We start from the raw sequence: 13,143 nt of genomic DNA, 5'->3' as shown, positions 1-13,143 counted from the left end.
GACACCGTCGAGCTGGTCCTAACGCCGTGAGCGTCAGAGGGCTCAGATGGTGACGACCCGGACGAGCCCTTCCAGGCCGGTGAAGTCATCGCCGTTTCGGGTGTACAGATCGAGGCGACTGGCATGTGCGGTCGCCGCAATCAGTAGGTCTGCGAATCGGCTTCGCGGCTTCCGTCCTTCGCGGACAACCGCGGCAACGATGAGTCCGTAACTGCGTGCGGTCGATGCGTCGAACGGGATCGGTTCGAGTACCGATTCGACCTCCTGCAACCGAGCCTGCCGCTTGGCGGCTTCCACCGGGCTTGCGGCCAGTTGGGGACCAGCCGCCAATTCAGCCATGGTGATCGCGGATACGGCCATCTCGTCGGGCAGCGCGGCGATCACCGCCGGGTCGTGCCAGTCGACGACGACTGAAGTGTCGATCAGCCCGGACGCCACGTCAGAGTCCTTGGTCGATCGACCGGTCCAGGTCGGCGCGGAATTGGCGATGATCGATACGCACCGCCGCCGCCGCTAGCGCCGCGACCTCATCGCGGGAGATGAAGGAGCGCCGACCGGCTCTTATCGGACGAAGCTCGGCCACGGGTTCACCGTTGCGGGTAACGACGAAAGTCTCACCTGCCGTCACGGCCTCGATCACCTTGGCGTTGTCGTTGCGCAGTTCACGCTGTGCGATGGTTCGCATGTGGGCCGATTGTAGCAAGAAGCGCTACAGTGAGCTACACCTCAGGTACCGGCGCAGCATGTCCACCGCGGCGGTAATCTGGCCGACCGGCACCCGCTCGTCGCGCCGGTGCGCCAGATTGGGATCCCCCGGACCGTAGTTGACCGCAGGTACGCCCAGGGCCGCGAAGCGGGACACATCGGTCCAGCCGTACTTGGCCCGGACCTGCCCGCCAGCGGCCTCGACCAGTGCCTTGGCGGCGGGCTGGGACAGCCCGGGCAGGGCGCCCGCGGCGGAGTCGGTCTGCTCGATCTGGACGTCGAGCCCGTCGAACACGTCGTGGACGTGTTGCAGTGCTGCAGCCGCCGACCGGTCGGGGGCAAAACGGTAGTTGACCGTGACCGAGGCCGCGTCGGGAATCACGTTGCCGGCGACGCCGCCGTCAACACGGACCGCCGATAAGCCCTCGCGGTAGGTGCAGCCATCGATGTCGACGCTGCGTGCCCGATACCCCGCCAGGCGGTCCAGCACGGCGCCCAGCTTGTGAATTGCGTTGTCGCCCAGCCAGGAACGAGCGGAATGGGCCCGGGTGCCGGTGGCGCTGATGACGACCCGCAGGGTGCCCTGGCAACCGGCCTCGATCCAGCCGGCGGTGGGCTCGCCCAGGATGGCCACGTCGGCGGACAGCCAGTCCGGCAACTCGCGTTGGATACGGCCCAAACCGTTTGCCGCCGAATCGATTTCCTCGCAGTCGTAGAAAACCAAAGTCAGGTCGTGCACCGGTTCGGACACGGTGGCCGCCAGATGAAGGAAGACCGCGTCACCGGATTTCATGTCCGCGGTGCCGCAGCCATGCAGCTCGCCATTGTCGATCCGGCTGGGCAGGTTGTCGGCCACTGGCACGGTGTCCAGGTGTCCGGCCAGCAGCACTCGCGAAGGCCGGTTCAGCGCGGTGCGCGCCAGCACCGCGTTGCCGTTACGAATGATCTCGAAAGCGGAAGTCTGCGCGCGCAGCGCTGTCTCGACCTCGTCGGCGATGCGCGACTCGTTCCTCGACTCACTCGGGATGTCGACCAGCGCCGCGGTCAACTCAACGGGATCCCCACGCAAGTCCAACACGGACCCAGTATGCCGAGCAGACGCAAAAGCCCCCACTTCGGCACCAAAAAGGGGGCTTTTGTGTCTGCTCGGCAGGTTAAGTAACCTGACCGCCGTGACTGGAGCTGCAGGCATTGGCCTGGCGACCCTCGCCTCCGACGGATCGGTCCTCGACACCTGGTTCCCCGCACCGGAACTGGCGGAATCGGCCACCAGCGCTACCACGCGACTGGCGTTGTCCGACGTGCCCCCGGAGCTGGTCGCTCTCGTCGGCCGCGACGACGACCGCAGCACCGAGACCATTGCCGTTCGCACGGTCATCGGCTCGCTGGACGACACTGCCGCCGACGCCTATGACGCCTACCTGCGGTTGCATCTGCTCTCGCACCGCCTGGTGGCGCCGCACGGGCTGAACGCCGGCGGCCTGTTCGGGGTGTTGACCAATGTGGTGTGGACTAACCGGGGCCCCTGCGCAATTGACGGCTTCGAAGCGGTGCGGGCGCGGTTACGCCGCCACGGACCGGTGACGGTGTACGGCGTTGACAAGTTCCCTCGAATGGTCGACTACGTCATGCCCTCCGGGGTGCGCATCGCCGATGCCGACCGGGTACGACTGGGCGCCCACCTGGCGCCCGGCACCACTGTGATGCACGAGGGCTTCGTCAACTACAACGCCGGCACCCTGGGCGCGTCGATGGTGGAGGGTCGTATCTCGGCGGGCGTGGTGGTGGGCGACGGCTCGGACATCGGTGGCGGGGCATCGATCATGGGAACGCTGTCCGGCGGTGGCACACAAGTCATTTCGATCGGCAAGCGCTGTCTGCTCGGCGCCAATTCCGGCTTGGGCATCTCCCTGGGCGACGACTGTGTCGTCGAGGCCGGGCTGTACGTCACCGCCGGCACCAAGGTCACCACGCCCGACGGCAACTCAGTCAAGGCGCGTGAACTCTCCGGCAGCAGCAATCTGCTGTTCCGACGCAACTCCGTGACCGGCGCGGTCGAGGTGGTGGCCCGCGACGGCCAGGGCATCGAGCTCAACGAAGATCTGCACGCCAACTAACTGCTGGCCAGCGCTGTTCCGGCGGTTTCGGGCAACAGGTACGTGCACACCAGGCTGGTAACCGCAAACCCGGCCAGCATGAGCCCGATCGCCCAGCTGCCACAGGTTGCCGCCAACGTGCCTGCGAGCAACGGCGGCAGCGTGCCGCCAACGATGCCCGCCAGATTGACGGAGAGCGCCGTGCCCGTGTAGCGCCACCGAGTCGCGAACAGTTCGGGCAGGAACGCCGGCACAGGACCGTAACCAAACGACGCGATGGCATACATGCCGACGAGCGCCACGGCAAACAGGGTGGGGTCACCGGAATCGATGAGCGGCATGACCACAAATGACCAAGGCAGCGCCGCCGCCCAGGCGATCAACACGATGCGTCGCCGGCCAACTTGATCGCTGAGCACGGCCGCGAACGCACCGAACACAATGCACGTCAACCCACCCAGCACACCGTCGAACAAGATGAGACTGCGCGAATACCCCAGGTTTGCGTGGGCATAACTGGCGAGATAGGCGCTGGCCAGGTAGACGAAGCCAAAACAGGTCATAGTGCTGCCCGCGGCCAAGATCATTTCACGGCGTTGTCTGCGCAGCACTTCGACGACGGGCACATTCGGCCTGATTTTTTCACGCGCGAACACCGGTGTCTCGTTGATGTTGAGTCGCACATACAGGGCGATGACGATCAGCACCGCACTAATCAAAAACGGTATGCGCCAGCCCCACTGCATAAATGCCGGGCTGCTTTCGCCGACGGTGTAGGTCACACCCAGAAACGTCAGGCTGCCCAGTATCAGCGCGATGCCACCACCGACGAGGGTGAACATGCCAAACAGGCCGCGTTTGGCAGCGGGGGCCGATTCGGCGCTCAACAACGCAGACCCGGCCCACTGGCCACCGAGGGCAAATCCTTGTAACAACCGCAGCACAGTCAGGATCAGTGGGGCTGCCCCACCGATCGTCGCCGCGCTGGGAACCAATCCCACGGTCACGGTGGATAGCGCCATCACCAACAGCGTGGCGACCAGGGTCTTCTTGCGGCCCAGGCGGTCCCCGAAGTATCCGAAGACACCCGCGCCGAGGGGGCGGGAGATAAACGCCGCGGCAAACGTTCCCATCGATGCCACGGTGGCCACCGCCGGACTGAGGTGCGGAAAGAATACGGTGGGAAACACCAGCGCCGCCGCAGTGCCGTAGATGAGGAAGTCGTAGAACTCGATTGCCGAGCCGACAAGGCAGGCGACCGCCACGCGTTTCATCGATGTGACCGCCGGGCTGGGGCTAATCGTCCCAACGAGTGTCACGGTAAATCACGATATCTGGCCCTACTGTGGCCTCGTCCCGGGAAGATGCTGCCAAGATGCTGTGTAGGCGGCTCTTAGCCCTCCGCAAGCAATTGCTTCTTGAGGACCTTGCCCAGTGCGTTGCGCGGCAGCGCATCCACGATGCGCACCTCGCGTGGCCGCTTGTGCACCGAAAGCTGTTGGGCGACATACTGAATCAGCTCATCTTGGCCAGCCGGTCCGACAACGTAGGCGACGATACGCTGGCCCAAATCCTCGTCGGGCAGTCCGACGACGGCCGCCTCCGCCACATCCGGATGACCGAGCAGCACCGTCTCGATTTCGCCTGCGCCGATGCGGTATCCACCCGATTTGATCAGGTCGACCGACTCGCGTCCCACGATGCGGTGCATGCCACCACCGTCGATGACCGCGACGTCGCCGGTGTGGTACCAACCGTCGGCGTCGACCGCCTCGGCAGTGGCTTCCGGACGATTTAGGTAGCCGTCGAACAGCGTCGGGCCGGTTACATGAAGCCTTCCAACGGTTTGCCCGTCATGCGGAACCGGATCGCCGTTGTCGTCGACCAGTCGGGTCTGTACACCGGTCAGCGGCAGGCCCACCCAACCCGGCCGACGTTCGCCGTCGGCCCGCGTCGACACCGTAATCAATGACTCCGAAGCGCCATACCGCTCGATGGGCCGATGCCCGGCGAGCTGCTCTAGCCGGTCGAACACCGGCACAGGTAGTGCGGCACTCCCCGACACCAGTAGCCGCGCCGATCTGAGTGCCTCGGCAGCAGCATGATCGGCCACCACCCGCGACCACACCGTCGGCACCCCGAAATACAGCGAGCCGTTGGCTTCCGAAGCGGCCTGAGCGTAGTTGGCTGGCGTCGGTTTCCCGGTGTGTACCAGGCGATTTCCGAATCTCAGCGATCCGAGCAAGCCCAGCACCAGACCGTGAATGTGATACAGCGGCAAACCATGCACCAAAACGTCGTCGGCGGTCCATTGCCAGGCTTCGGCCAACGCGTCCAGGTCGGCTGCGATCGCGCGACGGCTCAATTGCACGCCTTTGGGCGGTCCGGTGGTGCCCGAGGTGTAAACCACCATTGCGACGGCGTCGGGTGACGGCTCGGGGTAGCGGTGCCAGGAACGGGCGTGCAAACGCACCGGTATGTGCGGCAGCCCCTCGGCGTCCTCAGGCGCCGGGCCCAGCCACGCCTGCGCGCCGGAATCGGTCAGCATATGCCGGCGTTCGGCCACGCCGACGTCGGCAGGTACCGGGACGACGGGCACACCGGCAATCAGGCAGCCGGTGATCGCCAGCACCGTCGACGCCGTCGGCGCGGCCAGCACCGCGACCCGGTGGGCGCCGGCGACCCGTTCGGCCACTGAGGTTGCCGCACCGACGAGGTCGCTGCGGCTCAGCGCGGCGCCGTCGATGCGCACCGCGTCGGAGATGTCGTTGGTGTTGACGACCGAGGGATTCAGCGAAGCCAGCAGCACGTGAGGCAGGCTACCTGCGTCCCCGATGGACCTGTCGCGTCAGGCTGGGTTGCGTCGCAACCGCATAGTGTCGGCCGCGTCCCGCCGTGGCGGCGTGTCCGGCCGCGGGAAAAATGGCCGCAGCACCGCTGGCGCCTGGAACGGCGCCCATTCGCCCTGTGGCTGCGCCAGCCGGTCTGCGATTGCCCAAACCACGGGCGGATTGTGGCCGTAACCGATGTGACTGCTCCGCACCGCGATATTTTCCGCGCGCTCGGCTGCCGGGTTCATACACGTCTGCCAAGCGACCATGCCGTCGAGGCGCGAATAGATCGCGCTGGTCGGCACCGGCAGGGCTTGGCTTTCCGATTCCAGCGGCAACTCGTGCCGCTCGGCGTGCAGGTGTGCGTAGCGGTTGAAACTCCACGTGGAACGCGATTCGCTGCCGTCCCGCATGCCAAACGGGCTGCCGAGCGTGATCACCTGGCGCACCGCCGACGGATAATTGCGGGCCAGATTCCGCGCGAAAATGCCGCCCAGGCTCCAGCCGATCAGGCTGACCGGAGAGTCGTATCGGGTGTGCAGCTTGTCGAGGAGGTCGGTCATCCCGTCCACCGCTTTGGCAGTGGGGCCGATGTTGCGGCCGAGCCCCCAGCCATATGCCCGATACCCGAGGCGGCGCAATATCCGCCGCAGTATCCAGGTGGAACCGTCACCAGCCAGCAGGCCGGGCAGCACCAGGACCGGATGCCCGTCACCAACCGGTAGCACCCGCTGCAGCGGGAGCACGCTGAGCAATTGCCCGTACTCGATCCCGGCCCGCGGTATGTCGGTCAGGTAGAGAAACCATGCGGGGGGTTCGGATGGACGATCAACAAGCTCTGACACGCGCATCAGCATGTCATATCGCGGCGGCCAGTGGTCACAAATAGCGACACACGCAGCTCAGGGCCAGTTATGCGAGCCTGGTCACAAACGGGTCATTTGCGCAAGTCGCTGTCCCAAATCTTCATCAGGGTGGCCAGTATCTCCTCGCCGCGGCCCAGCCCGGCGAGATGACTCTCGCCGGGCAAGTGGTACAGCTCGGCGTCGGGCAGCCGGGAAACGACGTGCTCGCCGTGGGAGAACGGGATGATGTGGTCGTGGTCGCCGTGCCACCAGCGAACCGGGACTTTCACCTCGTCGAGTCGAAATCCCCAGTCGCGGGCAAAGGCGATGACGTCGGCGAACGGGGCGGCCAGCTGCTTGCGGCTGCCATTGAGCAAGTCGTCGAGGAACATGGCCTTGAACTCGGGACGGGCCAGCAGATGCCGGTCGGCTTGGGGCGAGAGCAGCGCATATACGTCGAGCGCGGGCGACGCGACGGGGCGAGCCGCCCGGATCAGCATGCTCGCGCCGAGCCGCAGGGGACTTCCTCCCATTCGAAGTAGCGGCGCGACCCGCAAACCAAGGGTCATCAGACCGCCGCTGATCGCATCGGGACCGCACGTCGGTGCCACGCCGCCGAGCACACCGGCCGCCACCACCCGGTCTTGCAGGCCCGCGGCGCAGGCCAGGGTGTACGGACCGCCGCCTGATAGGCCGACGACCGCCATCTTGTCGATCCCGAGCGTGTCCGCGATGGTTCGCAGGTCGTCGGCGAAGGCGGAAATGGTCTCGTATTGGTGCGGCGTCGAGGAGCCGATTCCGGGGCGGTCGACGCCGATCAGGCGGACGTTGTGGTGTTCGGCGTAGACGCGGGCCTCGGTCGGAATTTGCCGGCGCGCGCCGGGGGTGCCGTGCAGCCAGAAGACCGCACGTCCCTGCGGGGCGCCGAACTCGGCAAATCCGATCCGACGGTCGTCGCCGACGGCGATGTTTCCTTCGAGCTTGGGTCGGGCAATAGCTACGGACATGCCGGAGAGCATCGCACGCAGGGACGCTGTGGTGCACATTCTGGTGAACTCTCCGAGTTTCACGGCGGTTAGCACCGATGCTGGCTATCTCGACACATTTTGCCTCCCGGCCAAAAGACAAAGACGTCCTAGCTAGCCAGTGACTATGATGCGTATTGACACATGTCAAGACACATGTCAATACTTGCCCGGGTCAGTTCGGACGGTAAGGCGATCGCTATATTTCACGCTCGCCGTGGGACGTTGGGAGTCGCTCGATGTCGTTTGTAGCGGTCTCTCCGGATTTGATCGCGGCGGCCTCTCAGGATTTGGCCCGCATCGGTTCGGCTGTGAGCGCGGCCAACAAAGCGGCGGCGCGGGCGACCACGGCGCTGCTTCCCGCCGCCGGTGATGAGATCTCCGCCCAGATCGCGGCGTTGTTCGGCTTACACGGTCAGGAATATCAGGCGGTGAGCGCCGAGGCGATGAGCTTTCACCAACAGTTCGTGCAGGCGTTGGATGCCGGGACAGGCTCCTATCTGGCGACCGAGCTGACCAACGCCGAGCAGCACCTGCTCGGCGCGATCAACGCGCCCACCCAGGCATTATTCGGCCGGCCGATCATCGGCAACGGTGCCGACGCAACCGTCCCCGGTGGGGCTGGCGGCGACGGCGGGCTGCTGTTCGGCAGCGGTGGCAGCGGCGCGGCTGGTGCCGCTGGCCAGGCTGGTGGGGCGGGCTCCGCACAAACAGGATTCGTGGAAGCTGTCCAAAGATCCGCTGTTCGTGGCCAAGGTCCGCGACATCGTCGGGCTCTACCTCGATCCGCCCGAGCGGGCCATGGTGCTCTGCGTGGACGAAAAGACCCAGATCCAGGCGCTCAACCGCACCGCGCCGGTGTTTCCGATGCTGCCCGGCACCCCCGCACGAGCCACTCACGACTACGTCCGCCACGGCACCTCCAGCCTGTACGCCGCGTTGGATCTGGCCACCGGCAAGGTCATCGGCTCACTGCATGCCCGTCACCGGTCTCAGGAGTTCCTGGCGTTCCTGAAGAAGATCGACGCCGAAGTGCCCGACGATCTGGACTGCCACGTCGTACTCGACAACGCCTCCACCCACAAGACGCCCGCGGTGAAGCGCTGGCTGACCAACCATCCCCGGTTCGTCCTGCACTTCACCCCGACCAGCTCATCGTGGCTCAACCTCGTCGAACGCTGGTTCGCCGAACTGACCACCAAGAAACTGCGCCGCGGCACCCACACCTCAGTCCGCCAACTCAACGCCGACATCCGCGCCTGGATCGAGCACTGGAACGACGATCCCAAGCCCTACGTCTGGACCAAGACCGCCGACCAGATCCTCGAATCAGTCGCCAACTACTGCAAACGAATTAATGACTCAGGACACTAGAGGCGGTACGGCGCTACAAGAACCGGTTGATCTACGTGTCAACCTGCGAAGTGTACGGCGACGGACACAATCTGAAGGAGGGCGAGCTTCTTGACGAGAGAGCGGAGCTGAAACCGAACAGCCCCGACGGCGCCTCCAAGGCGGCGGCCGATCGGTTGTGCTACTCCTACTACCGCTCCTATGGTCTTGACGTCACGATTGTTCGGCCATTCAACATCTTCGGGGTACGCCAGAAAACCGGGCGATTCGGTGCGCTGATTCCACGACTCGTCCGTCAGGCCATCAACGGTGAAAACCTCACGATCTTCGGCGACGGTTCGGCAACACGCGACTATCTGTACGTAAGCGATATCGTCAATGCGTACAACCTGGTATTGCAAAACACCGCGCTTCGCGGACAGGCGATCAATTTCGCGAGCGGCAAAAACACCCGGGTGAAGGACATCGTCGAGTACATCGCCGGAAAGTTCGACGCCAAAATCGCGCGTCGCGAAGCACGCGCCGGCGAAGTCGCGCGCTTCCCGGCCAACATCGATCTCGCAAAGAGCATCGGATTCAGGCCCGAAGTCGATATCTGGGATGGCATCGACCGCTATATCCACTGGGCGAAGGATCAGCCGCAATACGCCTACGAACAAGACGGGTTCAGCGGCGTCTTGTCTCCCCGGTGATCCCCGCGATTACGGGCCTGGCGGAAAAGCGCGTCTTGGCCCGGTTCGCCGCCGTTAGGCTGTCAAAGGTTGCATTCCACAAGCGGCGGGCGTTGTGGCGCGTTCAGGGAGCAAGGAAATAGAAGTGAACGGTCCGGCTGAGGTGTCGATGCGTGGCGGCGAGTTGAATGGAGAGTTTTTGATGTCGCTGCGCGGGGAGATCGACGCGTGGAGTGCACATGACGCGCTGGTGCAGTTGGTTGCGATGTTCGGCGGAGTTTTCCCGCGGCACGACAATCTGGCAGCCCGGTTGGCCTCCCTGGACGAGTTCAGCGGGGTATGGGATTACCGGGGGCGGACGAGGGCACGTCGGAGCGGGGAGCAGGTGCGGTGCCAAGACGCCGACGGCGGGGCACGGTGGATGATCCCACGTCTGGACTTATCGGACGGGCAACTGCACACGATCACGACGCTGGCGCAACAGCTGGGCCTTACAGATGAATCATGGCCCACTGAGACAACATTCGACTACATGCTGGTGATCGGCACCGGACGTTACTCGAACATGCTTCGGGCCCGGTGGGCGCGGGACCTGGCTGTGAAGAATCGCGTCGGTCATATCGTGCTGGCCGCCGCTTCTCGGCGGCTGTTGCCGTCCGAAGACGACGCAGTCGCGTCCTGCGCGCCAGGCGCGCGTACCGAATTCGATCTCCTGGCGGCCGCCGCGGCCGACGCGTTCGGGATGGATACTCGCGAAGTGGTACGGCATGGGCGGCAGCGGGTCGGCGGCCCGCATCGGGGCGAGATGGTCTGGCGCTTCGGCAAAGACAGCAATGACCTCGGGCTGCCCATCACTCTGATCGAAGCACCGTCGCCGGACCCAAACAACCGCCGCGCCACCTCCGCGGATACCTTCACCTTTACCGCGCGGACACTGGATATGCGGCAATCGAGTTGTCTACTGGTGACCGGCCAGCCGTTCGTCCCCTATCAGAACTTTGACGCGCTGCGAACTCTGACCCTGCCGTTCGGAATTGGTATCGAGACGGTGGGCTTCGGTATCGACCGCTACGAAGGACTGCACGACATGGATCTGCAGCATCCCGCCAAGCTGCTGCAGGAGGTCCGCTCGACGATCCGGGCCGGCCGCAGTCTGCTGGAACGGGTCGAGGCTCGCCAACGAACAGCGCAACGCGCCGCGCTGAGGTCGCCCAAGATTACTCGTCGGCGGTGATTGTGCATGGTGTGGCGGGCGGGTAGGTGCCCGATACCGCGCGTAGCCGCCCCGGCGGCGGCCAGGGCCGCAGCCCCACGTTGCCCAGATAGCGCAGCGGATTGACGTGCGCGCGCCGAACCCACGTCTCAAAATGCAGGTAACCGTCTGTTGATTGGTGTTCCGCGCCGAGGCTGCCGATCCGGGTTCCCGCGCTTATTCGATCACCGACTGCGATCTGTCTGTCGTCACCGGGCCGAAACACGTAGCGGATTTCGGTATCGCCGTTCGAAATGATCACCGAGTAAAGGTGGTCGACATCGCTTGCGCAGCAAACAGTTCCGGATATGACGGCGTAGATCGGGCTGCCGGGGTCAGCGGCGAAGTCGACGCCCGGATGGAAACCGTCCACGCGAGGTCCGTATCCGCGGCCAATCGCGCGTGGCTCCGCCTCGATCGGCAGCCGTGCACACGGCTCGATCCAGTCGAAGTCGCCGCGCACTCGCCGCTGGTAGTCCGCTGTGAGGAGGCCGACCTCGTCGAGTGCGTAGCCGAACAACAGGGATCGATCATAGGCCACACCGAAGTTGTGCCGAAAATCCGGATCGAGTCGCATGTAGTGCCTGACTCGCGAGATCCGTTCCTCCAGCGTCGACCAGCCGTTGTGCGTCAAGCGGATTCCGTCCAGCTGCCCTATCCGACCGTGATCGGTGATGTTGGCCGGCCAGTGCGTATTGTGCAGCAACTTGGGTCCCGCATACAGGTCCGGGTACCAACGCCAAAACGGCCCGCGCAGCGCCTCGGCGGTGCCCATCACCGGCACCATGTCCGGGTATTCCGGATCATCCCAGCGGGAAACCATCGGACACATCAGCGCCGCTACGTCGTCCGGTGTGCGCGTAAGCACCTCACGGATGTCGACGTCGATCTGGAAAGTCCAGTCGGCGTCGACCATCACCATCCAGTCCGGGCGACAGAAATCGGCCATCCGGTACAGCAGCTCCAGCCCGGTGGACTCGGGGATCAACCATGGTGTGGACGGCAGATCTGCCCGGGCGCGAACAACATTGGTGACCGCGGCGTGGTTCGCTAGAATCGCAGCGGTGTCGTCGGTGCTGCGGTCGTCGATCGCGTAGATGTCGTCGCTGAAGGTGGCCAGCGAGTCCAAGGTATCAGCCAAAGTCTCGCCGGCGTTGTGGGCACGCGTTACCGCCAGAATCCGCATCGTGGGTGTCCACTAAGTCGCGTGGATCACGCAAGAACCGAAATGTAGTAGCTGGGCTTGTCGGAAGGCGCGACGTAATTGCCAGGCATCGGGGGCAGGTCGTGATCGGCCAGCAGCTGCGCGGCCGTGGTCCCCACCGATCGCCACCCGTGGTTGTCGAGGTAGTCGGCAACCTCGCTGCGGGCCCCGGAATAGTTCAGCGACCAGATGTCTAGATGGAATCCATGGTCACGCCAGGTGCGAGTCGCACTACGGATGATTTCTTCGACCCGCCCGGAGTCCAGGTCCGACGACCCCATGAACGCCTCCATGGCCATTCGGCTTGCCGGCGCGCTGAGATCGGTGACGTTGTCCAGCAAGCGATCCTGGGCTTCCGGGGGAAGATAGCCGAACAGTCCTTCGGCGATCCAGGCGGTCGGTAACGCCGGTTCGAATCCGCTACGCAGCAGCGCGGCCGGCCAGTCGTGACGCAGGTCAGCCGGCACCATCCGCAGATTCGCCGTCGGTTCGGCACCCAGCTGTGCCAACGTTTCGGCCTTGAACTTCAGCACGTCCGGCTGATCGATCTCATACACCGTCATGCCCGGCGGCCACGGCAGTCGGTAGCCGCGTGCGTCGAGCCCGGACGCCAGGATCACCGCCTGCCGAATCCCGGTGGCTGTGGCGTCCGTAAGGAACTGATCGAAGTAGCGAGTGCGGGCCACCAACTCGATGGTCATTCGCTGTAGACCCCAGGCCGCTTCGGGCTCGTCGACCTCGGACGCGCAGAGCTCTCCGGTGGCCCATCTGATAAGGAATTCGATACCCACCGCGCGGACCAACGGCTCGGCGAAGCGGTCCTCGATCAACGGATCGGCCGAATTGGTAGCCCTCGCGCGGCCCGCGGCCACCAGCGTTGCGGTCGCGCCGACATGGCTGGCCAAATCCCAGCAATCGTCGTCTCTACGCATCACAATCCTCCCTTCTAGACGCATTCGGCGCGCGCAACGACGGATTCGGTGCCCGGCACAGCCAGCTCGCCCGGCCGGCGCAACATGCGCACGACGTCCTCATCGCCACGAATTCGTTGACCAATCCGAACCTTTTCCTCCGCCGTTCCGCACAACTGCCAGGCGCCGTCGTCGTCCACAGCCACGGACAGTTCTTTCGTCGTGAGATGCACGCATCCCATCTCGCACA

General features: G+C 64.8%; 12 protein-coding genes and 3 pseudogenes. 5 read left to right on the top strand and 10 right to left on the bottom strand.

Features of this window, described 5'->3' with window-relative positions:
• Positions 1-42: 42 nt before the first annotated feature.
• Genes MSIMFI_RS13670 through dapE form a run of 3 tightly spaced genes read right to left on the bottom strand, consistent with a single transcriptional unit; the run spans position 43 to position 1,783 of the window.
• A complete protein-coding gene (locus MSIMFI_RS13670) occupies positions 43-438 on the bottom strand; it encodes a type II toxin-antitoxin system VapC family toxin (RefSeq protein ID WP_191497598.1) in 396 nt (131 codons plus the stop codon).
• Position 439: 1 nt separating this feature from the next.
• Positions 440-685 (bottom strand): type II toxin-antitoxin system Phd/YefM family antitoxin, encoded by a 246-nt coding sequence (locus MSIMFI_RS13665; protein WP_191497597.1) that lies wholly within the window; start codon positions 683-685, stop codon positions 440-442.
• Between the two features lie 24 nt (positions 686-709).
• Complete coding sequence (dapE, locus tag MSIMFI_RS13660) at positions 710-1,783, bottom strand: succinyl-diaminopimelate desuccinylase (protein WP_186242333.1); 1,074 nt, start codon at positions 1,781-1,783, stop codon at positions 710-712.
• Between the two features lie 85 nt (positions 1,784-1,868).
• On the opposite strand from dapE, the gene dapD reads away from it, so the two are divergent.
• Positions 1,869-2,822 (top strand): 2,3,4,5-tetrahydropyridine-2,6-dicarboxylate N-succinyltransferase, encoded by a 954-nt coding sequence (gene dapD, locus MSIMFI_RS13655; protein WP_191498185.1) that lies wholly within the window; start codon positions 1,869-1,871, stop codon positions 2,820-2,822.
• Here dapD and MSIMFI_RS13650 read toward each other — a convergent pair.
• From MSIMFI_RS13650 to MSIMFI_RS13635, 4 genes are all read right to left on the bottom strand, one after another.
• Entirely contained in the window at positions 2,819-4,075 is a 1,257-nt protein-coding gene (locus MSIMFI_RS13650; protein WP_191498184.1) for an MFS transporter, read from the bottom strand. The genes dapD and MSIMFI_RS13650 overlap by 4 nt on opposite strands.
• Positions 4,076-4,194: 119 nt before the next feature.
• Complete coding sequence (locus MSIMFI_RS13645) at positions 4,195-5,610, bottom strand: acyl-CoA synthetase (protein WP_191497596.1); 1,416 nt, start codon at positions 5,608-5,610, stop codon at positions 4,195-4,197.
• Between the two features lie 39 nt (positions 5,611-5,649).
• The gene (locus tag MSIMFI_RS13640; protein ID WP_191497595.1) at positions 5,650-6,489 is read right to left on the bottom strand and encodes an esterase/lipase family protein; all 840 of its coding nucleotides are present in this window, start codon (positions 6,487-6,489) and stop codon (positions 5,650-5,652) included.
• An 80-nt stretch (positions 6,490-6,569) separates the two neighbouring features.
• Positions 6,570-7,484 carry an alpha/beta fold hydrolase gene (locus MSIMFI_RS13635; RefSeq protein ID WP_191497594.1) on the bottom strand — a complete coding sequence of 305 codons (915 nt, stop codon included), beginning with the start codon at positions 7,482-7,484 and terminating at the stop codon, positions 6,570-6,572.
• 257 nt (positions 7,485-7,741) lie between these two features.
• Between MSIMFI_RS13635 and MSIMFI_RS28125 the strand changes: the two are divergent.
• From MSIMFI_RS28125 to MSIMFI_RS13615, 4 genes and pseudogenes are all read left to right on the top strand, one after another.
• Positions 7,742-8,011: pseudogene (locus MSIMFI_RS28125) on the top strand (PE family protein); the annotation flags it as partial.
• A gap of 76 nt (positions 8,012-8,087) precedes the next feature.
• Positions 8,088-8,876, top strand: a pseudogene (locus tag MSIMFI_RS13625) (IS630 family transposase); the annotation flags it as partial.
• Positions 8,867-9,547 (top strand): annotated as a pseudogene (locus MSIMFI_RS13620) (NAD-dependent epimerase/dehydratase family protein); the annotation flags it as partial. The pseudogenes MSIMFI_RS13625 and MSIMFI_RS13620, both read left to right, overlap by 10 nt.
• A gap of 148 nt (positions 9,548-9,695) precedes the next feature.
• Positions 9,696-10,760 carry a hypothetical protein gene (locus tag MSIMFI_RS13615; protein ID WP_224770265.1) on the top strand — a complete coding sequence of 355 codons (1,065 nt, stop codon included), beginning with the start codon at positions 9,696-9,698 and terminating at the stop codon, positions 10,758-10,760.
• Here the strand turns inward: MSIMFI_RS13615 and MSIMFI_RS13610 are convergent.
• Genes MSIMFI_RS13610 through MSIMFI_RS13600 form a run of 3 tightly spaced genes read right to left on the bottom strand, consistent with a single transcriptional unit; the run spans position 10,744 to position 13,099 of the window.
• Entirely contained in the window at positions 10,744-11,964 is a 1,221-nt protein-coding gene (locus MSIMFI_RS13610) for a peptidoglycan DD-metalloendopeptidase family protein (RefSeq protein ID WP_191497593.1), read from the bottom strand. The genes MSIMFI_RS13615 and MSIMFI_RS13610 overlap by 17 nt on opposite strands.
• Positions 11,965-11,990: 26 nt before the next feature.
• A complete protein-coding gene (locus MSIMFI_RS13605; RefSeq protein ID WP_224770182.1) occupies positions 11,991-12,917 on the bottom strand; it encodes a class I SAM-dependent methyltransferase in 927 nt (308 codons plus the stop codon).
• Positions 12,918-12,928: 11 nt separating this feature from the next.
• Positions 12,929-13,099, bottom strand: a complete 171-nt coding sequence (locus tag MSIMFI_RS13600) for a hypothetical protein (RefSeq protein WP_191497591.1) — start codon at positions 13,097-13,099, stop codon at positions 12,929-12,931.
• Positions 13,100-13,143 lie beyond the last annotated feature (44 nt).

The organism is Mycobacterium simulans (assembly GCF_900232995.1).
GTDB classification, from domain to species: domain Bacteria; phylum Actinomycetota; class Actinomycetes; order Mycobacteriales; family Mycobacteriaceae; genus Mycobacterium; species Mycobacterium simulans.
This window is presented reverse-complemented; position numbering and strand designations above follow the sequence as displayed.

What these genes read in the sequence shown, in the direction of transcription:
- MSIMFI_RS13665 (WP_191497597.1), bottom strand. Translation starts at nt 685, where the DNA reads ATGCGAACCATCGCACAGCGTGAACTGCGCAACGACAACGCCAAGGTG.
- MSIMFI_RS13635 (WP_191497594.1), bottom strand. Translation starts at nt 7,484, where the DNA reads ATGTCCGTAGCTATTGCCCGACCCAAGCTCGAAGGAAACATCGCCGTC.
- MSIMFI_RS13650 (WP_191498184.1), bottom strand. Translation starts at nt 4,075, where the DNA reads ATGAAACGCGTGGCGGTCGCCTGCCTTGTCGGCTCGGCAATCGAGTTC.
- MSIMFI_RS13640 (WP_191497595.1), bottom strand. Translation starts at nt 6,489, where the DNA reads ATGCTGATGCGCGTGTCAGAGCTTGTTGATCGTCCATCCGAACCCCCC.
- MSIMFI_RS13610 (WP_191497593.1), bottom strand. Translation starts at nt 11,964, where the DNA reads ATGCGGATTCTGGCGGTAACGCGTGCCCACAACGCCGGCGAGACTTTG.
- MSIMFI_RS13615 (WP_224770265.1), top strand. Translation starts at nt 9,696, where the DNA reads ATGCGTGGCGGCGAGTTGAATGGAGAGTTTTTGATGTCGCTGCGCGGG.